The sequence below is a fragment of the Paraburkholderia sediminicola genome (genome assembly GCF_046027825.1).
Classification (GTDB): Bacteria; Pseudomonadota; Gammaproteobacteria; order Burkholderiales; family Burkholderiaceae; genus Paraburkholderia; species Paraburkholderia sediminicola_D.
This window is the reverse complement of the sequence record NZ_JAQQDU010000011.1, coordinates 42,646-65,689: the sequence shown is the minus strand read 5'-3', so window position 1 is coordinate 65,689 and position 23,044 is coordinate 42,646. Positions and strand designations below refer to the sequence as shown.

19 protein-coding genes are annotated in these 23,044 nt (G+C 62.5%); 13 read left to right on the top strand and 6 right to left on the bottom strand.

Going from position 1 to position 23,044, the window contains the following annotated elements; genetic code table 11:
* Positions 1-339 precede the first annotated feature (339 nt).
* Both murJ and PQQ96_RS08390 read left to right on the top strand, forming a co-directional pair.
* Complete coding sequence (murJ, locus tag PQQ96_RS08395) at positions 340-1,890, top strand: murein biosynthesis integral membrane protein MurJ (RefSeq protein WP_408290733.1); 1,551 nt, start codon at positions 340-342, stop codon at positions 1,888-1,890.
* 5 nt (positions 1,891-1,895) lie between these two features.
* Positions 1,896-2,738, top strand: a complete 843-nt coding sequence (locus tag PQQ96_RS08390; protein WP_408290731.1) for a SirB1 family protein — start codon at positions 1,896-1,898, stop codon at positions 2,736-2,738.
* A gap of 103 nt (positions 2,739-2,841) precedes the next feature.
* Here PQQ96_RS08390 and PQQ96_RS08385 read toward each other — a convergent pair whose 3' ends face one another.
* The 5 genes from PQQ96_RS08385 to lpxK all read right to left on the bottom strand — a co-directional run bounded on the left by PQQ96_RS08385 (position 2,842) and on the right by lpxK (position 6,917).
* Positions 2,842-3,600, bottom strand: coding sequence for a 3-hydroxyacyl-CoA dehydrogenase (locus PQQ96_RS08385; protein ID WP_408290730.1), 759 nt, complete (start codon positions 3,598-3,600; stop codon positions 2,842-2,844).
* 288 nt (positions 3,601-3,888) lie between these two features.
* Entirely contained in the window at positions 3,889-4,554 is a 666-nt protein-coding gene (gene adk / locus PQQ96_RS08380; RefSeq protein WP_408290728.1) for an adenylate kinase, read from the bottom strand.
* Positions 4,555-4,768: 214 nt separating this feature from the next.
* Complete coding sequence (kdsB, locus tag PQQ96_RS08375) at positions 4,769-5,569, bottom strand: 3-deoxy-manno-octulosonate cytidylyltransferase (RefSeq protein ID WP_408290727.1); 801 nt, start codon at positions 5,567-5,569, stop codon at positions 4,769-4,771.
* A gap of 147 nt (positions 5,570-5,716) precedes the next feature.
* On the bottom strand, positions 5,717-5,920 hold the full coding sequence (locus tag PQQ96_RS08370) for a Trm112 family protein (RefSeq protein ID WP_007180583.1): 204 nt from the start codon (positions 5,918-5,920) through the stop codon (positions 5,717-5,719).
* The gene (gene lpxK / locus PQQ96_RS08365; RefSeq protein ID WP_408290725.1) at positions 5,901-6,917 is read right to left on the bottom strand and encodes a tetraacyldisaccharide 4'-kinase; all 1,017 of its coding nucleotides are present in this window, start codon (positions 6,915-6,917) and stop codon (positions 5,901-5,903) included. Before lpxK ends, PQQ96_RS08370 begins: the two co-directional genes overlap by 20 nt.
* Before the next feature lie 567 nt (positions 6,918-7,484).
* Between lpxK and xseA the strand changes: the two genes are divergently transcribed.
* Both xseA and PQQ96_RS08355 read left to right on the top strand, forming a co-directional pair.
* Complete coding sequence (gene xseA / locus PQQ96_RS08360; RefSeq protein ID WP_408290723.1) at positions 7,485-8,864, top strand: exodeoxyribonuclease VII large subunit; 1,380 nt, start codon at positions 7,485-7,487, stop codon at positions 8,862-8,864.
* 219 nt (positions 8,865-9,083) lie between these two features.
* Positions 9,084-9,662, top strand: coding sequence for a superoxide dismutase (locus PQQ96_RS08355; RefSeq protein WP_408290721.1), 579 nt, complete (start codon positions 9,084-9,086; stop codon positions 9,660-9,662).
* A gap of 143 nt (positions 9,663-9,805) precedes the next feature.
* Here PQQ96_RS08355 and PQQ96_RS08350 read toward each other — a convergent pair whose 3' ends face one another.
* Entirely contained in the window at positions 9,806-10,246 is a 441-nt protein-coding gene (locus PQQ96_RS08350; RefSeq protein WP_408290719.1) for a DUF3761 domain-containing protein, read from the bottom strand.
* A 417-nt stretch (positions 10,247-10,663) separates the two neighbouring features.
* Between PQQ96_RS08350 and PQQ96_RS08345 the strand changes: the two genes are divergently transcribed.
* The 9 genes from PQQ96_RS08345 (at position 10,664) to PQQ96_RS08305 (ending at position 22,955) form a co-directional block, all read left to right on the top strand.
* On the top strand, positions 10,664-11,710 hold the full coding sequence (locus PQQ96_RS08345) for a YeiH family protein (protein ID WP_408290717.1): 1,047 nt from the start codon (positions 10,664-10,666) through the stop codon (positions 11,708-11,710).
* 26 nt (positions 11,711-11,736) lie between these two features.
* Positions 11,737-12,666 (top strand): LysR substrate-binding domain-containing protein, encoded by a 930-nt coding sequence (locus PQQ96_RS08340; protein ID WP_408290715.1) that lies wholly within the window; start codon positions 11,737-11,739, stop codon positions 12,664-12,666.
* A 267-nt stretch (positions 12,667-12,933) separates the two neighbouring features.
* Positions 12,934-13,725, top strand: coding sequence for a thiosulfate dehydrogenase (gene tetH / locus PQQ96_RS08335; RefSeq protein WP_408290714.1), 792 nt, complete (start codon positions 12,934-12,936; stop codon positions 13,723-13,725).
* A gap of 9 nt (positions 13,726-13,734) precedes the next feature.
* A complete protein-coding gene (locus tag PQQ96_RS08330; protein ID WP_408290712.1) occupies positions 13,735-14,763 on the top strand; it encodes a substrate-binding domain-containing protein in 1,029 nt (342 codons plus the stop codon).
* Between the two features lie 92 nt (positions 14,764-14,855).
* Positions 14,856-15,566 carry a c-type cytochrome gene (locus PQQ96_RS08325; protein ID WP_408290710.1) on the top strand — a complete coding sequence of 237 codons (711 nt, stop codon included), beginning with the start codon at positions 14,856-14,858 and terminating at the stop codon, positions 15,564-15,566.
* Complete coding sequence (locus PQQ96_RS08320; protein WP_408290709.1) at positions 15,563-16,498, top strand: c-type cytochrome; 936 nt, start codon at positions 15,563-15,565, stop codon at positions 16,496-16,498. The genes PQQ96_RS08325 and PQQ96_RS08320 overlap by 4 nt, the downstream gene beginning before the upstream one ends.
* 540 nt (positions 16,499-17,038) lie before the next feature.
* Complete coding sequence (locus tag PQQ96_RS08315) at positions 17,039-19,522, top strand: tetratricopeptide repeat protein (protein WP_408290707.1); 2,484 nt, start codon at positions 17,039-17,041, stop codon at positions 19,520-19,522.
* 830 nt (positions 19,523-20,352) lie between these two features.
* Positions 20,353-20,913, top strand: a complete 561-nt coding sequence (locus PQQ96_RS08310) for a glycine zipper family protein (RefSeq protein WP_408290705.1) — start codon at positions 20,353-20,355, stop codon at positions 20,911-20,913.
* Positions 20,914-21,203: 290 nt separating this feature from the next.
* Positions 21,204-22,955 carry a PQQ-binding-like beta-propeller repeat protein gene (locus PQQ96_RS08305; protein ID WP_408290703.1) on the top strand — a complete coding sequence of 584 codons (1,752 nt, stop codon included), beginning with the start codon at positions 21,204-21,206 and terminating at the stop codon, positions 22,953-22,955.
* The last annotated feature ends 89 nt before the right edge of the window (positions 22,956-23,044 follow it).

Sequence of the window (23,044 nt, the reverse complement as noted above, 5' to 3'; positions counted from 1 at the left end):
CATCCGAAAACCCGTCCGAAAATTGAGCGAGCTTCGAAACCGGCGATTATAGCAACAAAATCAGGCACGTGGCAACGGGGAATCGCCGATCCCGATGAGGTGCGCTGCCGCGCATCGCCCAGAATTCTGTCAGTTTCAGCGGTTCGCAAGCGTCCCGGTGCCGTCGCTACGGGCAAGCGGCGGGCGAGTGGCCGACGCTGGTGCGGCTCGCGGAGCCCGGGGCAAGCAACAAAAAACGGCCCGATCCGCTGATCCGACCGAACGTCTGCGCCACAAATCGGTCCGATTCGCGTTCCGGCTCGTCGTCCGCACCTGCGGCACCCGTATAATAAGCGCCCCATGAATCTATTCCGAGCCCTGCTGACGGTCAGCGGCTTCACGCTGCTGTCGCGCGTGACCGGACTGGCCCGCGAAACGCTGATCGCCCGTGCGTTCGGTGCCAGTCAATATACTGACGCGTTCTACGTCGCCTTCCGCATTCCGAACCTGCTGCGCCGCATTTCGGCCGAGGGTGCGTTCTCGCAGGCCTTCGTGCCGATCCTCGCCGAATTCAAGAACCAGCAAGGACACGACGCCACCAAGGCGCTTGTCGACGCCACCTCGACCGTGCTTGCCTGGGCGCTCGCGATTCTCTCGGTGATCGGCGTGGTCGGGGCGTCGGGCGTGGTGTTCATCGTCGCCTCAGGGCTCGCGCATGAAGGCCAGGCGTACGCGCTCGCCGTCACGATGACGCGCATCATGTTCCCGTACATCATTTTCATCTCGCTGACGTCGCTGGCGTCCGGCGTGCTGAATACGTACAAGAACTTTTCGCTGCCCGCATTCGCGCCGGTTCTGCTGAACGTCGCCTTTATCTTCGCGGCAGTGTTTGTCGCGCCGCGCCTGCAAACGCCGGTCTATGCGCTCGCCTGGGCCGTGATCGCCGGCGGTGTGCTGCAATTCATCGTGCAACTGCCCGGTCTGAAGAAGATCGACATGCTGCCGCGCATCGGCCTGAATCCGCTGAAGGCGCTCGCGCACCGCGGCGTGAAGCGGGTGCTGTCGAAGATGGTGCCGGCGATGTTCGCCGTGTCGGTCGCGCAGATCAGCCTGATCATCAACACCAATATTGCGTCACGCATCGGTCCGGGGGCCGTCTCCTGGATCAACTACGCTGACCGGCTGATGGAGTTTCCGACCGCGCTGCTCGGCGTCGCGCTCGGCACGATCCTGTTGCCGAGCCTGTCGAAGGCGCACGTCGATGCCGACCCGCACGAGTATTCGTCGCTGCTCGACTGGGGGTTGCGCGTCACCTTCCTGCTGGCCGCACCGAGCGCCGTCGCGCTGTTTTTCTTCGCGCAGCCGCTTACCGCGACGTTGTTTCACTATGGCAAGTTCGACGGCAACTCAGTGGTCATGGTTGGCCGTGCGCTATCGGCCTACGGCATCGGCCTGATCGGCCTGATTCTCATCAAGATCCTCGCGCCTGGTTTTTACGCGAAGCAGGACATCAAGACGCCGGTGAAGATCGGCATCGGTGTGCTGATCGTCACGCAGCTGAGCAACTACCTGTTCGTGCCGATTTTCGCGCATGCGGGCCTGACACTGAGTGTCGGGCTCGGTGCTTGTGTCAATGCGCTGTTCCTGTTCCTCGGCCTGCGCAAGCGCGGCATCTATATGCCGTCGAAGGGCTGGCTGAAGTTCTTCGTGCAGTTGCTCGGCGCCTGTCTGGTGCTGGCCGGCACGATGCATTGGCTTGCGATCAGCTTCGACTGGATCGGCATGCATAGCCGTCCTGTCGATCGCATCGTGTTGCTGGGGGCGTGCCTGGTTCTGTTCGCCGCGCTATATTTCGGTATGCTTTGGCTGATGGGCTTCAAGTACGCGTATTTCAAAAGGCGAGTGAAGTGATCACGATGACGCGAGTTCTCGACTATTTCAGCACGCTGGTTGCCGAAGATGACAGCCTGCCGCTGACCGAGGCGGCGCTCTCGCTCGCGCAGGACGCTTATCCCGATCTTGATTTGCAAGGCACGCTGGCCGAGATCGACGAGTTGGTCGTGCGTTTGCAGCGCCGCATGCCGGACGATGCCGACATCAGGCAGAAGGTCGGCATTCTGAACCGGTTCTTCTTCCGTGAGCTGGGTTTCGCCAGCAACCTCAACGATTACTACGACCCCGACAACAGCCATCTGAACGCGGTGCTCAAGCGGCGCCGCGGCATTCCGATTTCGCTGGCGGTGCTGTATCTGGAGATGGCCGAGCAGATCGGCATTCCGGCGCGCGGCGTGTCGTTTCCCGGTCACTTCCTGTTGCGCGTCACAACGCCGGATGGCGACGTGATGCTTGATCCGACCAACGGGCATTCGCTGTCCGAATCGCAGATGGTGGACATGCTGGAGCCGTATGTGGCGTCGGCGGGCGAGTCGGTGAGCAGGGCGCTGCGCATGTTGCTGCAACCGGCCACGCGCCGCGAGATCATCGCTCGCATGCTGCGCAATCTGAAGTCCACTTATCTTCAGACGGAACGCTGGCAGCGTCTGTTGGCGGTGCAGCAGCGTCTCGTGATCCTGTTGCCGGACAGTATCGAGGAAGTGCGCGATCGCGGTTTCGCCTATGCACGGCTCGATTACCTGCGCCCGGCGCTCGAGGATCTCGAACGCTATCTCGGCGACCGGCCGGATGCGGAGGATGCGACGGTGGTGGAGTCGCAGTTGCATGAACTGCGTCAACGCACCCAGTACGACGACCGCGACTAATATCGCTTCCAGTCTGCCGTTCAAAACAGAACGCCTGCACATGACTCATGCGCAGGCGTTTTTCATTGGCGCGGCCGCGCAACGCGGCGCGCTGGATACATCGTCACTTCGGCTGCATCCGGATCGCGCCATCCAGACGAATCACTTCGCCGTTGAGCATCGGATTGTCGAAGATCTGCTTGGCCAGCATCGCGTACTCTGCCGGTTTGCCGAGGCGCGGCGGGAACGGCACCATTGCACCGAGCGCGTCCTGCACTTCCTGCGGCATGCCGAGCAGCATCGGCGTTTCGAAAATACCCGGTGCAATCGTCATCACACGGATCGCGTTGCGCGACAGATCGCGTGCGATCGGCAGCGTCATACCGACCACGCCGCTCTTGGACGCAGCATAAGCGGCCTGGCCGATCTGGCCGTCAAACGCCGCCACCGATGCCGTGTTGATGATCACGCCACGCTCGCCATTCGCATTCGGTTCGTTCTTCGACATCGCCGCGGCAGCGAGCCGGATCATGTTGAAGGTGCCGATCAGATTGATGGAGATGGTGCGCGCGAACGACTCGAGTGGATGCGGGCCATCCTTGCCGACGGTCTTGATGGCGGGCGCCACGCCCGCGCAATTGATGAGGCCGCGCAGCGTGCCGAGCTTCGTGGCGGCTTCGACGGCTTGCGTGGCGTCGTCTTCGCGGCTCACGTCGCATTTGACGAACACGCCGCCGAGTTCCTTCGCGAGCGCCTCACCGCCATCCTGATTCAGGTCGGCGAGCACCACCTTGCCGCCGTTTTCGACGAACAGGCGCGCTGTGGCCGCGCCGAGTCCCGATGCACCGCCGGTGATCAGGAATACGTTGTCACGAATCTCCATGTCTTCTCCTTTGCTTCAGTTCAGTAATGTCTCGAGTCTCGATCGAATATTTTTTCGATAAACGATTGTAACGGCTATGCTGCAATGCGGAAAGCGAAGTGGGCATTGGCCGCCTGCGGCCCCTGCCGGCGCCCCATAGCGCCGCCAAATTGCTATGGATGGCTAATTAATGCTGGGCCTGGCGGACAACGGAGATCGTGGGAGCGCACAAGCCACGCCACGCGGCGCACAATGAAAAAACCCGCCGGAATGGGCGGGTTTTTTTGACCGACAAACGCAGAGGCAAGATTACTTCAACGCATCGAACGCGCGGTTGCGAATTTCGTCGACCGTGCCGAGGCCCAGAATGCGGCGATACTGCGGCGCCGTCAGCGAAGTCGACGGGTCACCGTTTTGCGCCCAGTTGTTGTAGTACTCGATCAGCGGCTTGGTTTGCGCAACGTACACGTCGAGGCGCTTCTTGACCGTTTCTTCCTTGTCGTCGTCGCGCTGGATCAGCGGTTCGCCCGTCACGTCGTCGATACCGTCAACCTTCGGCGGGTTGAACTTGACGTGGTACGTACGGCCCGACGCTGCGTGCGAGCGGCGGCCGCTCATGCGCACGATGATCTCGTCGAACGGCACGTCGATTTCCAGCACGTAATCGATCGCGACACCCGCCTGCTTCATGGCTTCAGCTTGCGGAATGGTGCGCGGAAAGCCGTCGAACAGGTAACCGTTCGCGCAATCCGGCTGCTGCAGGCGTTCTTTCACCAGGTTGATGATCAGCTCGTCCGTGACCAGTTCACCGGCATCCATGAAGCGCTTGGCTTCAAGGCCGAGCGGCGTGCCAGCCTTAACGGCCGCGCGCAGCATGTCACCGGTGGAAATTTGCGGAATGCCGAACTTTTCCTTGATGAAGGTGGCTTGAGTGCCCTTACCCGCGCCGGGCGCACCCAAAAGGATCAAACGCATGTGATATCTCCAGATCTATGTGAATTCTTTGGTGGCGCTGCAGCCATCCCACGATGCGTCGAGGGACCCGCGTCGGTTGCCGTTTCAAGTCTCGCGCAGCACGTCGAAAACGACGGCGCTGCAAGACAACAACGGCGCGACCGGGGCAAACCCTGACGCTCGCTCCTAATGGGAGGCGCGCACATCCATCCGATTATGCCATGGGTTTTTACGCTCAAGCCCTGAATAAAGCCTGTACGCGCGCGAGATCGGCGGGCGTGTCGACACCGGGCAGCGGCGCATTCAGCGTGACGAGCACCGCGATTCGCTCGCCGTGCCACATCGCGCGCAGTTGTTCGAGCGCTTCGACCTGCTCGATCGGTGAGATCGCGAGACTCGGATAGCTGCGCAGAAATTGGGCGCGATACGCGTACAGGCCGATATGCCGGTGGACGACGGCGGGGGCCGGCGGCGTGGGCATCGACGCCACGTTGGGCCAATGCGGCTGATACGCGTCGCGTGCCCACGGAATCGGCGCGCGCGAGAAGTACAGCGCGACGCCGCGCGCGTCGAGCACGACCTTGACGACGTTCGGATTGAAAATTTCCGCGGGATCGGTGATCGGATGCGCGGCGGTGGCAATTGCGCACCCATGGCTCGAAGCCAGGTGCGACGCCACGCCGCACACGAGCGCCGGGTCGATCAGCGGCTCGTCGCCCTGAACGTTCACCACGATCGTGTCGTCGCTCCAGCCGAACTGCGCCGCCACTTCCGCGAGACGGTCGGTGCCCGACGGATGATCGGCGCGCGTCAGCACGGCGTCGAAGCCGTGCTCGCGTGCCACATCCAGCACCGCTTGCGCGTCCGACGCGATCAGCACCTGCTGCGCGCCCGATTCGCGCGCGCGTTCGGCGACCCGTACCACCATCGGCTTGCCGCCGATGTCGGCGAGCGGCTTGTTGGGCAGACGCGTCGAGGCGAGCCGGGCCGGCACGACGGCGATGAACGGGGGAGTGGTGGCGTTAGCGTTGGTCATCGGAAGGACGGGCGGCGATGAAACCGGAAGAAAGCGCTCGCAAGTGCACGGCGGGCGTTGACGGGAAAGACAGCAAATGCGGATGGCAAATGCGGATCAGACACGCGAGGGGCGCGCAGAACGCACCCCTCGTCGGGCAAAGCTGCTTCAGGCGACCGAGCCCGGATTCAGATCGACCGGCGTGCCTTCCACGGTCTGCCGCGCTTCGTCGACCAGCATCACGGGAATGCCGTCGCGGATCGGATAGGCAAGCTTGTCCGCGTTGCAGATCAGTTCCTGTGCAGCACGGTCGTAGCTGAGCGGGCCCTTGCAGATCGGGCAGACGAGAATTTCAAGCAGGCGAGCGTCCACGGACTTTCTCCACAACTAATGCAATGAGGCGATGATCGAGCGCGGCTTCGACAGGGACTACCCAGATGCGCGCGTCGTGCCAGGACCCTAATTTTACCGCATCCTTTTCGGTTATCAGGATGGCGTCCGCATCGACGTCCGCAAAAGGATTGCGCTCGAACGCGTAGTGATCCGGCAAGGCGCGAGTGGCGGGCGTGAGACCGGCCGCGCGCAGCGTCGCGAAAAAACGCTCCGGTGCGCCGATGCCGGCCGCAGCCAGCACGCGATCGCCGCTGAATTGCGCCAGCGGGCGGCGCAGACCGGGGTTGTCGAGATGCCAGGCGTCGGCGGGCGCGAGTTGCAGCGCGAAGGTGTTCGGCCACGGAGGCAGCGAGCGGGCGTACGGGTCGTTGATCAGCGTCGCGTCGCGGCGGCGCGACAGCGGCTCGCGCAGCGGGCCGGCCGGCAGCAGAAAACCATTGCCGCCGAGCCGGTGGTCGAAGACCACGAGTTCGGCGTCGCGGGCGAGGCGGTAGTGCTGCAAGCCGTCGTCGCTGACGATCACATCGACGTCGCGATGCGCGGCGCACAGCGCCTGCGCGGCCGCGACGCGATCCGGGCAGACCCACACTGGTGCGCCGGTGCGGCGTGCGATCAGCAGCGGTTCGTCGCCGCCGACGCCCGCTGCCGACGTCGAGAAAACCGGCGTCGGTCCCTTGACGCGCGCGCCATAACCACGCGAGACGACGCCGGGCTTAAAGCCGGCGGCGCGCAAGGCTTCGACGAGCGCGATGACGGTCGGCGTCTTGCCGGTGCCGCCGACGGTCACGTTGCCGACCACCACCACCGGCACGCCAATGCGCACGGATTTCAGCCAGCCGAACGAGAAAGCGACGCGGCGCGCGGCGGCAATCGCGCCGAACGCACACGCGAAGGGCGTGAGCGCCCACGCAAACGGGCCACGCTGCTGCCACTCGCGGGCGAGGCGTGCTTCGAGACGGTTGTTCAGTTCGCTCATCGGCAAGCCGTAAGGACGGGCGGCGGGGGCCGGGACGGCGGCGTGGAAGCGCCAGGTGCAATACGCGGTGCGGGCATCAACGCGGTTCTCCGGACAATCGAAAGGTGAAGCGAAAAGGTGACGCGGCGGCTGCATCCGATGCGCTTGCGCAGTGTGCCGCCATTGTGTCGTCATGGCGAGCGTTGCGCGGCGTTCGGTATGCCGTCGAACCCGCCACTCTAGCGCGCGGGCGTCCCGCCCGGCAAGTCGCGCGCCCCGCACGGCGCGGTGCGGCAGCGCTTCCAACGATTCCCACAGCTTGTGGATAACTTTGTGGAGAACCTGCCAGTCGATGGGCTGAAAGGGCCGCGCGGAGCCCTCCGTATCGGCAATCGTTCTCTTTAACGAGATATAAACAGCATATAAATCAATGACATGCTTCCAATTCGCGCGGCTTGGCGAGGAGGTCTGGCGGCATTCGTCTAAAGGGTCCCGACATGTGGACACTTTTAACAATTCGCCCGTTGCGCTGGACGCCGATGGCCACTCGGTCTATCGTCTGTCCGGCCAGTCACCGATATTCCTCGCATGAATCCCGAAAGCCCCTTTTCCTCGTCGGCCACGCCCGGCGGTGAAGTTGTTGTCCCCGTTTCCGCGCTCAACCGTGCGATTGGCACGATGCTTGAACGCTCGTTTCCGCTCGTCTGGGTGGCCGGGGAAGTGTCGAACTTCACGCGTGCCGCGAGCGGCCATTGGTATTTCTCGATCAAGGACGCGCAGGCGCAGATGCGCTGCGTGATGTTCCGCGGTCGCGCGCAGTACGCCGAATTCACGCCGCGCGAAGGCGATCGCATCGAAGTGCGCGCGCTGGTGACGATGTACGAACCGCGCGGCGAGCTGCAACTGAATGTTGAAGCGGTGCGCCGCACGGGGCAGGGGCGTCTTTACGAAGCCTTTCTCAAGCTGAAGGCGCAACTCGAAGCCGAGGGTCTCTTTGCTGCCGAGCGCAAACGTGCGTTACCGGCCCACCCGCGTGCGATCGGCATCGTGACATCGCTCCAGGCCGCTGCATTGCGTGACGTCTTGACCACCTTGTCGCGGCGCGCGCCGCACATTCCGGTCATCGTCTATCCGGCGCCGGTGCAGGGCGTGGGTGTCAGCGCGAAGCTGGCGGCGATGGTCGATGCGGCCAACGCGCGGCGCGAGGTCGATGTGCTGATCGTGTGCCGCGGCGGCGGCTCGATTGAAGACTTGTGGGCGTTCAACGAAGAAGTTCTGGCGCGCGCGATTGCCGAAAGCGCGGTACCGGTGGTGAGCGGCGTGGGTCACGAAACCGATTTCACGATCGCTGATTTCGCCGCCGACGTGCGCGCACCGACGCCCAGCGGCGCCGCCGAACTCGTCAGCCCACAGCGCGTGCTGTTGTTGCGCGAGCTCGATCATCGGCATGCGACGCTCGCACGCGGTTTCGGCCGCATGATGGAGCGGCGTGCCCAACAACTCGACTGGCTCGCGCGCCGGCTCGTGTCACCGGCTGAGCGGCTTGCGCGGCAGCGCACGCATCTGCAGCAATTGAGCGTGCGGCTGGCGTCGGCCGGCGCGCGTCCGGTGCGTGACGCCCGAGCGCGGTTTTCTCTGTTGCAGATGCGCTGGCAGCACTGGCGCCCTGATCTCGCCACGCATCAGGCGAAGCTCGGCAATCTCTCGGAGCGTCTGGACGCTGCATTGTTACGCCAGCATGAACGTCAGTCTGCGCGGATCGGCACGCTGGCCGCTCGGCTCGAGGTGCTGAGTCCGCAGCGTACGCTGGAGCGTGGTTATGCTGCCGTGCTCGATGCGCAGAGCGGTCGTGCGGTGCGTTCGCCGTCGTCGCTGAAACCGGGGCGGCGCCTCACGGTGCATCTTGCTGAAGGGGCTGCGGACATTGCCCTCGCCGATGTGCAACCGCGTCTGACCGACGGTTTCTGACACTTCGCCGACAGCACGAAAAGGCGGTTTTTTGACCTCCGCATGGGGCAGGCACAACTCATGCGGATGCACTAATTACGCTATGTGTGCGGCATGTTTGCCGATGCCGGGCATAAAGTCCGTTGGTTTGCGGGGTTATTCCAACTCGCCTACAATCCAGTGCTCTACAGCGTTATCCGCAGACTCCCCCACAACAGATACAGACAGAAGGAAAGCACCATGGAACATACGCTCCCGCCGCTGCCGTTTGCAAAAAACGCACTCGTTCCGAACATGTCGGAAGAGACGCTCGAGTATCACTACGGCAAGCACCACCAGACCTATGTGACCAACCTGAACAATCTGATCAAGGGCACGGAGTTCGAGAACCTGACGCTCGAAGAGATCGTCAAGAAGGCATCGGGTGGTGTTTTCAATAACGCTGCTCAAGTGTGGAACCACACGTTCTTCTGGAACAGCCTGTCGCCGCAAGGTGGCGGTGCACCGACCGGCGCACTGGCTGACGCAATCAACGCCAAGTGGGGTTCGTTCGAGAAGTTCAAGGAAGAATTTGCCAAGACCGCAGTCGGCACGTTCGGCTCGGGCTGGGCATGGCTGGTGAAGAAGGCTGACGGTTCGCTCGACCTGGTGTCGACGAGCAACGCTGCTACGCCGCTGACCACGGACGCGAAGGCACTGCTGACGATCGACGTGTGGGAACACGCGTACTACATCGACTACCGCAATGCGCGTCCGAAGTTCGTTGAAGCGTACTGGAACATCGTCAACTGGGAATTCGCGTCGAAGAACTTCGCGTGAGATTGCCGGTTGCAGCGTGACAACCTGGCTTGGGAAGTGCAATAAGGTTTGCAAAAACCGAGCGGGTTGCCGCAGTCGAAGCAGTAGTGAAAAAAAGCCCTCCTGTGCGAGGGCTTTTTTGTTTCTTGCGTTCCTATCGTTATTTACTGGCAGGCTTTCCCGTGATCGGCGTGGAAACCTTTTGCCTTTGCATCCGCTTCAGTCATGTATGCACCATTCTTCGTCTTGCCGTAGTACTTGTCTGTCGGGCAATGGTAGACCTTGGTGCTCGTGTTGACCCAGACCTGGCCGGGGCCGCCACCGGCTGCCGCCGGTTTCGCGCTGCTCGCGGCGGCCGGAGCGACAGCAGGGGCTGCGCCTGCGGGAGCGCTGGCAGCCCCCGCTGCAGCGCCCGTTGCGCCGTACCAGGTCTTGACACCCTTATGACCCGCGCACGCGCCCTTTTTCGAAGCGCCTGAATAGGACGTGCCGTCCTTGCAGAGGGCGGTTGATCCGGCCGGCGCGCTGGCCGGGACCTGCGCATAGGCCGCCGTTGCAGCGAGCAATCCGGTCGCCACTGCCATGGTAAGAAACGGTATTTTCATCGCTGATCCTGTAGGTGTGAGACGAGGTGGAGTCGATCAGTGTCGCGCGCCCGCACGGCACTGCTTGATATAACGCGACGTCCTCGCGTTCCGCTGACAGGGTCAGGTCTGCAAGATTGTCAATCTTCGCAAAATAAAACCGGCGGTTGCGATTCAGCCGCCGACTTCCTGCTACCCGGCGACACGTGCCGCTGTCCGGCTCGTGTGGTTGACTGGCAGCCGCCAACCCGCCTGGCGGTGTGAGCGTCTGGCTACCCTTTCAAGCATCGTTCTATATAACCGATCAATTCGTTCTATATTCCGCGTTGGAATATAGAATCTGTCATCGCGATAATCCCTCCATTATCTTGACGCTGAAATGCCGAGGATGCGATGTCGACTCCGCTAGAACCCCATGTTTTAACCGGAAGGCACCCGGTGGAATTCAACACCCTGGCTTGGGTGCGAAGCCATGCGCCGGGCGTTGCCCTATGCATGGCCGTCACGCTGGCTGCTTTCGGGTTGCAATGGGTCGAGCAACAGATGTTTGGGCGCGCGTGGCTGGAAGCACTGGTCCTCGCCATTCTCGTCGGAACGGCTGTGCGAAGTGTCTGGAAGCCGGCCGCTCACTGGCACGCCGGGATCAACTTCAGCGCCAAGACGCTGCTTGAAATTGCCGTGGTCCTGCTGGGCGCCTCGCTCAGCACCCAGACACTCAAAGCCGCTGGGCTGGGACTGCTGGCAGGTATCGTGGTTGTGGTCGGCGTGGTCATCGTGGTCAGTTACGGTATTGGGCGCGTCCTTGGTTTGCATCACCGGATGGCCTTGCTGGTCGCATGCGGCAACTCGATTTGCGGCAACTCGGCGATCGCCGCCGTGGCTCCCGTGATTCGGGCGCATAGCGATGACGTGGCCGCGTCGATTGCCTTTACCGCCGTGCTCGGCGTGATCGTCGTGCTCGGACTGCCGCTGCTGGTTCCCGTGCTGCACCTGAGCAACCTGCAATACGGGGTACTGGCCGGAATGACGGTCTATGCGGTGCCGCAGGTGCTGGCTGCAACGGTCCCTGTTTCGGCGGTTAGCGCCAATCTCGGCACGCTGGTCAAACTGGTCCGTGTGCTGATGCTCGGTCCCGTGATCCTTGTCCTGTCAATCGCTTCGCGTCGCGGTGCCGGTGCTGCTGCGATGCCCGGTGCGTCGAAGGGACCGCGTCTTGCCTGGCATAAACTCTTGCCCTGGTTCATTATTGGCTTCCTGGCGCTGGTTGCCCTTCGTTCGGCCAACCTCGTTCCGACGGAAGCGTTGCCGCCCATCAGCAGCACGGCGAACATATTGACGATTATTTCGATGGCGGCACTCGGTTTGGGCGTCGATGTGCGAATGGTCGCCAAAGCCGGCCCCCGCGTGACACTCGCGGTGGTGCTGTCGATCGTCGCGCTCGCGCTCATCAGTCTCGTGCTGATCCACGTGCTGGGCATGGCGTAAAAAAGGCTTAAGGTCCACTGAGAAACATGACGCTCGATCAACTTCGTATCTTTGTTGCAGTGGCGGAGCAAGAGCATGTGACGCGTGCGGCCGACGTACTGGCGCTTTCGCAATCGGCGGTGAGCAGTTCAATCGCCGCTCTCGAAGCGCAGTACGACATCAAACTGTTCCACCGAATTCGCCGGAATATTGTGCTGACTGACGCCGGTCAGCAGTTTCTCAGCGAAGCGCGCGCGGTGCTCGCCCGTGCCTCGTCGGCCGGGAACATGCTGGCCGATCTGGCCGGATTGCGGCGCGGTGCACTATCGCTCGCGGCAAGTCAGACGGTAGCCAACTACTGGATACCGAAGGTGATGCAGCGCTTCCACGTGGCCTACCCGGGCGTTTCGCTCAAGCTGTCGATCACGAATACCGGGCAGGTCGTCCGCCAGGTCGCCGAGGGCGCCGTCGATCTAGGTTTCGTGGAAGATCAGGTGGACGCCGACGGTCTCGAGGTGCGCGCGGTTGCCCAGGATGAACTGGTGCTAGTGGTCGCCCCCAGCCATCCTTGGGCGGCTCACGATTCGACGGCTGCCGACACGATTGACTTGCGCGATAGCGCCTGGGTGTTGCGTGAACAGGAATCGGGTACGCGCGGGATCTTCGAAAAGATGGTGCGAAGCTTAGGGGGCGATCCCTCCGGGTTCGAGATCGCGCTGGAGCTTCCGTCGAACGAAGCGGTACGCGCCGCGGTCGAGGCCGGCGCTGGCGCGACCGTGATGTCCCGTCTGGTCGCGGCTTCCTCACTCAATGCCGGGACGCTGACAGCACTCCGGTGGCCTCTGCCGTCGCGCGATTTCCTGATGCTGCGTCATCAACAACGCTATGTGACGGAGGCGATGCGCGTGTTCTTCGAGATGGCGTCGGAATGGGGCAGCGTTGAAGTGCCAGCAACGACGGCGAATCAAGACGGCTGAACTGATTGCTGCAATGAAGTCTGGAAACGATAGGAATGCAGAAAGCCCTCCTTCGCGAGGGCTTTCTGCATTCCAGCGTCGTAGGTGTGCGTCGCATGAATCATCAGCTACGCGGATACATCAAATCTGAATTCACGATTTCTGTTATCGAATGGATATCCTTAGACTTGGCAACGTTCATCAGGCTGCTGCCATGTCGATTGAATCACTCGTGCGCCCGCATTTGCGCGACTTCGACAGTTCGAACAACAACAAGGAGAGACAGACATGACTAACCAGAATGCGCGCCGCAGTGCGTTGAAGACGTTTGGCCTCGCTGCCGGTACGGCGCTTCTGAGCGCCACCGGGCAGTCGCAAGCGATCGCAGCCGACGCCGCCTCGTTGCTACCTGGAGGGGCAGGCAATCTGGCCGAGTTGACGCAACGATTGGCCGCCGCCCCAAGGCGCCGTGACTTCAAAACGGTACCCATGATTCTCGAGCGTCCTGACCAATGGGATCATGAGGCGCTCTCCGCCGTCATTGGGTATCGAGGTAACCCGAAACAGGTTTGGGACAACACCGACCTTGGCGGGCCGTGGCTGAACCTCATGCGCAATGCCCTGAATGCGCAGATCTGGTCGTTCAGGCATCCCGACTTCCTCGTGGTGTCAGCAACGCATGGGTCGGCCCATTTGGCCTTGTTCGACCAGGCAGCGTGGGACAAATACGGTCTCGCGAAAATGAGCGGCGACAAGTTTGCGGCCAATACCTTGCTCGACAGCAAGCCGGCCGAAGCGATAGGTAACGGCGATCATGAAAGCGCCGAAGGCGCCTTCTCGTCCCACGACAACAGCATTCCTGCCCTGTTGAAAAGAGGTGCTGTTTTTCTGTCGTGTCACAACGCCATCTGGGAACTGGCGGAGAGACTGATCGCCGCCAATGCGAATCCGGACAAGTTGCCGCTGGACGCGCTTGCCGCCGATCTGACCAACCATGTCATCCCGAGTGCGATCGTCACGCCCGGCGCGGTGGCGACCCTGGTCGAACTCCAACACGTCGGCTTTCACTACGCCAGTTAAGGATCAGTCATGGCACTCACTTGCGCTCACAACCCGTTGCATCGGGCTCGACGATTCTTGCGACTTGCTCTTGCGGTCTCACTGTGTTGCTCGGCTGGGATCGCGTGCGCGTCACCCGCTTCGACGCAGGCCGACGTTTTTCCGCCGTGGCAGCATGGAGAAAATAACGACGCGATTGATCGGGGACTCGAATTCACCGTCCCGCAGGTCGACGTGCTGGCCGATTTCCACGGCAACCTGTCAGCGCCCAAGCTTGTGCTGTTCGTGGGGGGGAACTACTTCTTCGCGATGGCCCCGCTTGTTGCGCAATTCGAGAAAGAGAACCCTGAGTATCGCGGGCGGATTTTCTGGGAAACCATTCCCCCCGGTTTGCTGGTCAAGCAGATGAAGGCCGGCGGCACGATCACGGTTGGCAACATGACATGGACGGTCAAGCCTGACGCTTATTTCGCAGGATTGGCGAAGGTCAAGGATCTCATTGCGGACGGCACGCTAACCGGCCCCGCTGTTCCCTACGTGACGAATCAACTGACGATCATGGTTCGTCGCGACAACCCTCAGCACGTCATGTCGCTCAAAGATCTGGCGAGGCCCGAGTTGCGGCTCGCCATGCCCAATCCGGAGTTTGAAGGCGTGACACGGCAGATCAAGGCATCGCTCGTGAAAGCCGGCGGCGACGCGCTCGCCAAGACCGTCTACGAGGATAAGGTGCGGGACGGATCGACCGTGCTGACGCAGATACATCATCGGCAAACCGCACTTTTTCTGATGCAGGATCGGGCCGACGCGGGTGTGCTCTGGAAATCCGAAGCCTTGTTCCAGGAGCAGATCGGGCATCCTCTTACTCATGTCGACATTCCCGACGCTGAAAACACCACCGCGATCTACGCCGGCGCGATGGTCAACGGCGCACCGCACCCGCAAGCGGCTCGCAAGTGGCTCAGCTTTATTCACTCGCCCGCCGCGTTTCAGATTTTCCAGCGATACGGCTTCGGCAAGTACGAACCGGCGCAGACTACGCCTTCAGCAGTTCAATGATGCGCTGTTGCGATTCGACGAGAACAGTCGAACGCTAGCTGGATACCGGTGCCCGAGCGGGTGACAACCCGCCATAATTTGAAGGAGACGACGTGGACGATTCGGTCGAGATAGTGCGGCGCAGATACCTCACCACGTATCTGGCCATAGCGGGCACGGTGTTGGCGATGTCCAGTGCCCACGCGGATGACCTGAGTACCGGACAAACCATCGCGATGCAGGGCACGGCGAAGGGTGTCGCCGCATGTATCAGTTGCCATGGCGCGAAGGGCGAAGGCAACGCGGCAGCAGGTTTCCCCCGCCTTGCTGGCGTGAGTGCATCCTATTTGTCGGCCCAATTAACGGCATTCGCGGACGGGACGCGGCAGAACCCGATCATGCAACCGATGGCGAAATTGTTGTCCGCACACGAGCGTGATGCTGTTGCGCAGTACTTCGCCGGGCTGCAGCCGCCGCCGGGCATCAAAGCGAGTGACAACGAGTCAGCCAAGCCTTCGGACGTAGGCGCATGGATCGCCACGCGCGGGCGCTGGAACGAGGGCCTGCCTGCCTGTGTGCAATGCCACGGACCAGGCGGAATCGGTGTAGGCGCCACGTTCCCGCCACTGGCCGGTCAGCCGGCCTCTTATATCGCGAGCCAATTGCATAGCTGGAAGAGCGGCACCCGGCCGCCTGGGCCCATGGCGTTGATGGCAGCCGTCGCGGGCAAGCTCTCAGACACGGATATCACGGCTGTCGCCGCCTACTACGGCGGCACGGGAGCATCGGCTGACGAGTCGTCTGCGAACGGGAGCAAGCAATGATCGATCGAACCTGGTTGTACCGCGGCGTGCTCACTGGCGTGTTGAGTGCGGTTGCCGGCGCGTGCCTGGCTGCCAACGGCGACATGCCGGCGGTGCCCGCCTCTTCTGCGCAGGCCCCGGCGTCGTCACCGGAAAAGCCGTTCGCGCCCCCGGCAGAGTCGAGCATACCGACGGACGGTTTCGGCAAATCGGTCAAACTGGGCGAGCAAATCTTTACGCATACCCAAACGTTCGCCGGGAAGTACGTCGGCAACACCCTGAACTGTGCCAGCTGTCACCTTGATGCAGGTCGCAAGGCGAATTCGAGTCCGCTGTGGGGTGCATATCCTTTGTATCCGGCCTATCGGAGCAAGAACGGACATGTGAACTCATTCGCCGAGCGGCTCCAGGGATGCTTCATGTACAGCATGAACGGCAAGGCCCCGCCGCTCGGTGACCCGGTGCTCGTGGCATTGGAGTCGTACGCTTACTGGCTCGCGAAAGGTGCGCCGATCGGCGAAAAGCTGCCGGGGCAAGGCTATCCCAAACTTCCCGCGCCCGCGCAAAAGGCGGACTACGCGAGAGGGGGCGCCGTCTATGCCCAGCACTGTGCGCTATGTCACGGTGCCGATGGGCAGGGACAGTCGAGCGGGGGACAAGCCGTCTTCCCGCCGCTGTGGGGAGCGCATTCGTTCAATTGGGGGGCCGGAATGGGTGACATTCAGAATGCAGCCGGTTTCATCAAGGCGAATATGCCGTTGGGCCTGGCTGGCACGCTGACGGACCAGCAAGCGTGGGACGTGGCGACGTTTATGGATAGCCATGAACGTCCACAGGATCCTCGCTTTGCGACTTCCGTTGAAGCGACGCGAGCAAAGTTCCATGACTCGCCGTACTCGATGTACGGTCAGACCGTGAATGGACAGGTTTTGGGCGCGCCCGGGTCCCGATGACGTCATGCGTTTCCGCGAGCCGGGCCATGCCTCGCTCGCGGCAGCGGCGTCGCATTTGCGCGTCAAATCTTTCTCAATCCCGGCCCAATGTTACTTGCGGGTTACTGAATATTTCTTTCTGCTGGAAAGCTTCGTCGGCGTTCCGCATTCCGGGTACGGTCTTACCGAAAGCATCGGGTCTCGCCATCGAAAGATTCACCATCGTCATTATTCTCATCTGAACACGGCATGCACCGCGCTGGCTATAAGCAGGGTGCCTGCCATGCTCGCCAAAACCTCGCTTACAACCTCGCACTCAGCAAAGCGTCCACGGTGTTTCGCCGCCGGACTTGAAGCGTGTAACCACATCACCTTAAGTTCCACTGGGTGAGTCCTGGTAAACATCGGTAAGGACTGGCTCGCTATTGTTCGCTAGCGTTCGTCCCCCTCGCGCAGCCGATATTTCGCCTCGCGCGATGACATCACCAGCAGGTGATGCGGACCACGGTCCGGGCCCGAGCGTCTTCGATGAAATAAATAGCAGGCCACCCGCGGGGCACGATGGATACCACTCAGCTTCTGGAACGCGCGACCGCGCACCATCTCGCGGGCGAGTTCAGCCACGCCCGCGAGTTGTACGAACGTGCGCTCGCGCTCGCGCCCGACGACGCGAACGTGATGTTCCGCCTTGGCGTGCTCGACATGCAAGGGGGAGCGTACGATGCCGCGCTCGGCTGGCTCGACCGGGCGCTGAGCCGCGCGCCTGAGAACGCTCGCTACCACTTCGTGCGCGGGCAAGTGTTTGCCGCTGCCCAGCGGTTTGTCGACGCGATCGATGCCTATCTGCAAGCACTGTCATTCGACGCCAATTCCACCGACACGTTGTTCGCATTGGCCGCGGCGTTGCAATCGGTCGGCGAATCCGCTGCTGCGATCGAGACTTATACGTCGCTGCTCGCGCTTGAACCGGCCCACGTCGAGGCACTGAATAACCTGGGCAACTGCTACCGGCAGCAGGGCGACATGCAGGGGGCGGAAGCCGCGTACCGCCGCGCGATCGCAGCGCAACCCGGCGACGCCAACGCGTTGACGAATCTCGGCACGCTGCTCGAGGCAGCCGGCCGCCTGGACGAAGCCGTGACCTTGCTCGAAGCAGCGGTGCGCGTCGCGCCCGATTCGCCGTGCGGCCTGTTGAATCTTGGCGTCGCGCTCCACCGGCGCGGCGAATTCGAACCGGGCGCTGCGCTGCTGACACGCGCCCTTGAGTTGGACCCTTCGTTCCCCGAAGCCGCGTACAACCTCGCCAATGCGCTGCATACGCTCGGCAGGCGGCGCGAAGCGGTGAGCTACTATCAGCGGGCGATCGAGCAGACGCCGACACACGCCGACGCATACAACAATCTGGGTATCGTCTATCAGGAATCGGGATCGCGCGAGGACGCCGCGCAGGCGTTCAGCACTGCGATCCGCCTGCGCCCGGGTTTCGTTGCCGCGCTCAACAATGCCGCTACCCTGATGCGCACGCTCGGCCGCATCGCCGAGGCTGAATCTCATCTGCGCGAGGCGCTCGCTGTTGATCCGCATCACTCGGTTACGCACAACAATCTCGGCAATGTGCTGAAAGACCAAGGGCGCCTCGAAGACGGTATCGACGCCTATCGCCACGCCCTCACTTGCGATCCGGGGAACGTCGTCGCGCACAGCAACCTGGCGTATGCGCTGACCTTTCAGGCGGAGCAACCCCAGCCGCTGCTGGACGAATGCCGTCGTTGGTCGGCGCGGCATGAGGCACCTTATCGTGGCACCCATGAGCCGCATTCGAACGACGCGACACCCTCCCGCCGTTTGCGCATCGGCTACGTGTCGCCGGACTTTCGGGAACACTGCCAGACGCTGTTCACGCTGCCGCTGCTGTCGCATCACGATCATGAACAGTTCGAAGTCTTCTGTTATGCGAGCGTCACCCGGCCGGACAGTCTGACGCAGCGCGTAGCCGGTCATGCCGATGTGTGGCGCGACGTGCGTGAACTCAACGACGAGCGGCTGGCGCAGATGATCCGCGACGACCGCATCGACATTCTCATCGACCTGACCATGCACATGGCGGATGGCCGTCCGCTGCTGTTCGCGCGCAAGCCCGCGCCGGTGCAGATCGCATGGCTGGCCTATCCGGGGACGACCGGCATCGACGCGATCGATTACCGGCTGACCGACCCATGGCTCGACCCGGCCGGTACCGACGCGCAGTACAGCGAACGGTCGATTCGCCTGCCGGACTCATTCTGGTGTTATGACCCGTTGACCGATACACCTGCGGTCAACGCGTTACCCGCGCTGTCGAACGGACATCCGACCTTCGGCTGCCTGAACAACCCGTGCAAGCTGAGCGACGCGACGTTCAGAATGTGGGGCGGCGTGATGCGCGAGGTGGCGGACGCCCGGCTCCTGCTGATGGCGCCGGAAGGCGCCGCTCGTGCGAGTCTGCTCGGGCGGCTCGGGCAACAGGGGATCGGCGAGGAGCGGGTCTCCTTTACCTCGTTCCGGCCGCGCGCGGACTATCTGGCCACGTATCACCAGATCGATGCCGGGCTCGATACGTTTCCGTACAACGGCCATACGACGAGTCTCGACTCGTACTGGATGGGCGTGCCGGTCATCACACGAGTCGGTGACACATCGGTGGGGCGCGCGGGGCTGAGCCAGTTGGAGAACCTGGGTCTGCGCGAACTCGCGGCGGACAGCGACGCACAGCTTGTCGAGACGGCGGTCCAGTTGGTGCGCGACCTGCCGCGTCTGAGCGAGATGCGTGGGAGCCTGCGGGCACGGCTCGCCGCCTCGCCGTTGATGGACGGTGCGCGCTTCGCACGCCATGTCGAGGCGGTTTATCGCAATGTCTGGCTAGCGTGGTGCGAGCAGGCTCGCGTAGCGCGCCCGTTAGACGCGTCAGCGCTACCCTTGGGCCCCGCCGCGCGAACTTTCACCCGCCGCGCCCAGTTTCAGGCGCAAGCGGTCAACATAGAGATAAACCACCGGCGTGGTGTTTAGCGTGAGCAACTGACTCACGATCAAACCGCCCACGATCGAATTGCCTAGCGGCCGGCGCCCGCCGGGCCACCTCAGCGTGCAAGCTTTGTCACAGTTGGTAACTGCGGCGAGGTCGGCGGACCGGCATTGCGCACGGATTCAGACCCAAGGCGCGCTCACTGACGCGGTTACTCACCTATTCAATTAGGGCTCAGTTGACGCAGCGCCGGTCGTATCGGAATCCGCCGACATCTGCTTATGCCGATGGCCACGCCCGCCTCCGGTGGACGCAACCGAACTCGCCGGCGCGGGTGGCGGCGGCGGATGATTCATGTACTGGAAATTCTGCGCAATCGAGGCGCTGGGAAATGCTGTCGTCGACGGGTGGACTAGAACACTGCTCGGGACGGTCGTGTCCGACTGTGCGAAAACGGGCGGTATGCACGATAGGCAGGCAGCAGAAGCCGCCGCTACTAAGAAAACAAGCCGGTTCATCGAGTCATCCTCTGTTTCTTTCTTTGACGGTTACGCCCCGAGCCGATGGGTGAGCGCAGGTCCATTCGCGTTGCCGTGCGATGTGGGGAGAGCCCTTTGGTGACCCGATCGCGTGGGCGTTGGAGGCGATCAGTTTAGAGCGTGAGACGTGAAATCAGATTGCCGCTTCGCTTACAAGCGTTACCCGATATAACGCCGTGGCATGGGTGATCGAGGCCTTATTCCTGCACTGCGTGGGACAGTGCGCGGCGCCATTGCGCAGATGTAAGCGAAAAACTTTCTGTAACGATCTGGTAACCAAGGACGGTACTGATTGGCCTAACGTTTAAATTCCAATATCTCCAAAGCGTACGAACATGATCTCCAGCACCAAATCGATAGGCCTCGCCATACCGGTTGCCGTCGTCGCGCTCGCGCTCGGCGGTTGCGCGGTGATGCCGCCGAGCGGGCCGAGTGTGGTCGCATTGCCGCGCAGCGGTGAGCCGCTCGGGCAGTTCCAGCAGGACGACTATGCGTGCCGCGACTACGCGAACCGTTCGACGGATCCGAACGGGACCGCCGCGCAAGCGGCAACCACGAACAGCGTGAACAGTGCGGCACTGGGCACGCTCGGCGGCGCCGCAGTCGGCGCACTGATCGGTGCGGCGGCGGGCAATGCCGGCGCGGGCGCGGCAATCGGCGCGGGCAGCGGACTGTTGATTGGCGGCGCGAACGGGGCGAATGGCGCGCAGTATTCCGCCGCAGGCCTGCAAGCGCGCTACGACGCTGCCTACGCGCAGTGCATGACCTCGAAAGGCAATACGATCTCGCAGCCGCCGCAACCGGCCTATTACGCACCGCAGCCGTACTACTACGCGCCGCCGCCGAGGTACTACGCGCCGCCTCCGGTGATCTACTCGCCTTATCCGTATTACTGAGGTTGATCGGCGGCCTCGCTTCGCCAAAACGAACCGTTTGCGCCAGATACCAGGCAAGTTTGTTGCTGTAAAGCTTTTGTCATGTCTGGCGGAAAGACACGAAACGATGGCGGCAACCCGCCCGGCAAAGGGCGTAGGTTTGAATCGAGGGCGAGAGGCGCCGGTTGTGTGGCGGTTCCGCCCAGTCCGCAAATTCCACCCATCCCTGCCGGCACACGCCGTTTCTGACTTCGCCGTGCGACGTAGCCCGCCGTACGGCGTTGGCCGGACATCGTGCAAGCGAGGCGACTATGCAGCGATCGCAAACTGGCACGTTCAATCCGGGCGTGTGGTTCCGCGTGTGCGAGTGGCTGGCGATTGCATTGGTCGCAGCGTGCTTCCTTTCTTGCGGCGGTGGCTCGGGTGGTGGGTCGGGTACCGGCTCGGGTTCAGCGGGCGGCAGCGGCAGCACCAGCGGTGGCTCGACCACTGGCGGCAGCAGCGGCACAGGCGGCACCGGCTCAACCGGTTCGGGCAGCATGTCTTCGGGAACGACGGCCTACGCCACCGATGTGCTGATGCATCACAACGATCTCGCCCGCACCGGCCAGATGCTTGCCGAGACGACGTTGACGCTCACGAATGTCAGTTCGGCCAGCTTTGGCAAAGTCGCGTTTCTCCCCGCGGACGGCAAGGTCGATGCACAGCCGCTGTTCGTGACCAGTTTGCCGATCGGCGGCACGTCGCACGATGTGGTCTACGTCGAGACCGAACACGACAGCGTGTACGCCTATGACGCCACAACCTTCGCCCAGTTGTGGACAGTCTCGTTGATCGGCAGCGGTGAAACTCCCAGCGACGACTTTAGTTGTCCGGACTTCACGCCGGAAATCGGCATTACGTCGACGCCGGTCATCGATCGCAATCGTGGCGCAAACGGCGTCCTGTATGTCGTGGCAATGACCAAGGACAGCAGCGGCGCCTATCATCACCGCTTGCATGCGCTCGATCTGACTACCGGCGCCGAAGTGCTGGGCGGCCCGACTGAGATCGCCGCGACCTACCCAGGCAACGGTGCGGGCAGCGTCAACGGCCTGATTACCTTTAATCCCGCGCTACATACGGAGCGCGCGGCACTTACGCTGGTTGGCGGCAACATCTATATGGGGTGGACCTCGCATTGCATGGACGGCGCGTACACCGGCTGGCTGATGGCCTATAGCGCTGATGCCCTGAAGCAGGTCAGCGCGCTCAACATCACGCCGAACGGCAGTCAGGGTTCTATCTGGATGGCCGGCTCAGGCATGGCGTCGGACGGCACGTCGCTCTACGTCGTGGACGGCAACGGCACGTTCGACACCACCCTGAACGCGCAGGGCTTTCCCGTCAACGGTGACTTTGGGGACTCGCTGATGAAGCTGTCGCTGGGGAACCTGCAGGTCACCGATTACTTCGCGATGTACGACGTCGTGGCGCAGTCCGCCGCCGACAACGATTTCGGCTCGGGCGGCGTCATGCTGCTGCCGGACCAGACGACCGCGGCCGGCGTAGTCAAACACCTGGCGGTAGCCGCCGGCAAGGACAACAACATCTATGTCGTCGATCGAGATGCGATGGGCGAATTCAGTCCCACGGCGAACAATATCTGGCAGGAGTTGATCGGCACGCTCGCGGGTGGCATCTGGGGTTCGCCGGCGTACTACAACGGTGTGGTCTATTACGGCGGCTGGAACGATAACCTGAAGGCGCTGCCGGTCTCGGGGGCTTATCTCGCGACCACCGCTTCGTCAAAGAGTCCCACCACGTTTGCCTATCCCGGCGCGACGCCGGCGGTGTCGGCCAACGGCACGAGCAACGGCATCGTCTGGGCGGCGGAAAACGGCACGACCGGTGCCTTGCATGCGTACGACGCAAGCAACCTTGCAAACGAGTTGTACAACAGCAACCAGGCCGGCACACGTGATCAATGGGGCGCGGGCAACAAGTTCATCACGCCGATGATCGCAAAGGGCAAGGTGTATGTGGGTGCGACTAATGGCGTGGCGGTGTTTGGTTTGCGGTGAGCGCTATGGTTCTAGTCGCAGTCGCAGTCGCAGTCGCAGTCGCAGTCGCAGTCGCAGTCGCAGTCGCAGTCGCAGTCGCCGGTGACTGT

Bases quoted from the DNA above. Each gene is read 5' to 3' on its own strand.
- tetH (WP_408290714.1), top strand. From the start codon at position 12,934: ATGACTAACCAGAATGCGCGCCGCAGTGCGTTGAAGACGTTTGGCCTC.
- kdsB (WP_408290727.1), bottom strand. From the start codon at position 5,569: ATGACCAACGCTAACGCCACCACTCCCCCGTTCATCGCCGTCGTGCCG.
- PQQ96_RS08315 (WP_408290707.1), top strand. From the start codon at position 17,039: ATGGATACCACTCAGCTTCTGGAACGCGCGACCGCGCACCATCTCGCG.
- PQQ96_RS08305 (WP_408290703.1), top strand. From the start codon at position 21,204: ATGCAGCGATCGCAAACTGGCACGTTCAATCCGGGCGTGTGGTTCCGC.
- PQQ96_RS08355 (WP_408290721.1), top strand. From the start codon at position 9,084: ATGGAACATACGCTCCCGCCGCTGCCGTTTGCAAAAAACGCACTCGTT.
- PQQ96_RS08320 (WP_408290709.1), top strand. From the start codon at position 15,563: ATGATCGATCGAACCTGGTTGTACCGCGGCGTGCTCACTGGCGTGTTG.
- PQQ96_RS08330 (WP_408290712.1), top strand. From the start codon at position 13,735: ATGGCACTCACTTGCGCTCACAACCCGTTGCATCGGGCTCGACGATTC.
- murJ (WP_408290733.1), top strand. From the start codon at position 340: ATGAATCTATTCCGAGCCCTGCTGACGGTCAGCGGCTTCACGCTGCTG.
- lpxK (WP_408290725.1), bottom strand. From the start codon at position 6,917: ATGAGCGAACTGAACAACCGTCTCGAAGCACGCCTCGCCCGCGAGTGG.
- adk (WP_408290728.1), bottom strand. From the start codon at position 4,554: ATGCGTTTGATCCTTTTGGGTGCGCCCGGCGCGGGTAAGGGCACTCAA.
- PQQ96_RS08350 (WP_408290719.1), bottom strand. From the start codon at position 10,246: ATGAAAATACCGTTTCTTACCATGGCAGTGGCGACCGGATTGCTCGCT.
- PQQ96_RS08310 (WP_408290705.1), top strand. From the start codon at position 20,353: ATGATCTCCAGCACCAAATCGATAGGCCTCGCCATACCGGTTGCCGTC.
- xseA (WP_408290723.1), top strand. From the start codon at position 7,485: ATGAATCCCGAAAGCCCCTTTTCCTCGTCGGCCACGCCCGGCGGTGAA.
- PQQ96_RS08385 (WP_408290730.1), bottom strand. From the start codon at position 3,600: ATGGAGATTCGTGACAACGTATTCCTGATCACCGGCGGTGCATCGGGA.
- PQQ96_RS08340 (WP_408290715.1), top strand. From the start codon at position 11,737: ATGACGCTCGATCAACTTCGTATCTTTGTTGCAGTGGCGGAGCAAGAG.
- PQQ96_RS08390 (WP_408290731.1), top strand. From the start codon at position 1,896: ATGACGCGAGTTCTCGACTATTTCAGCACGCTGGTTGCCGAAGATGAC.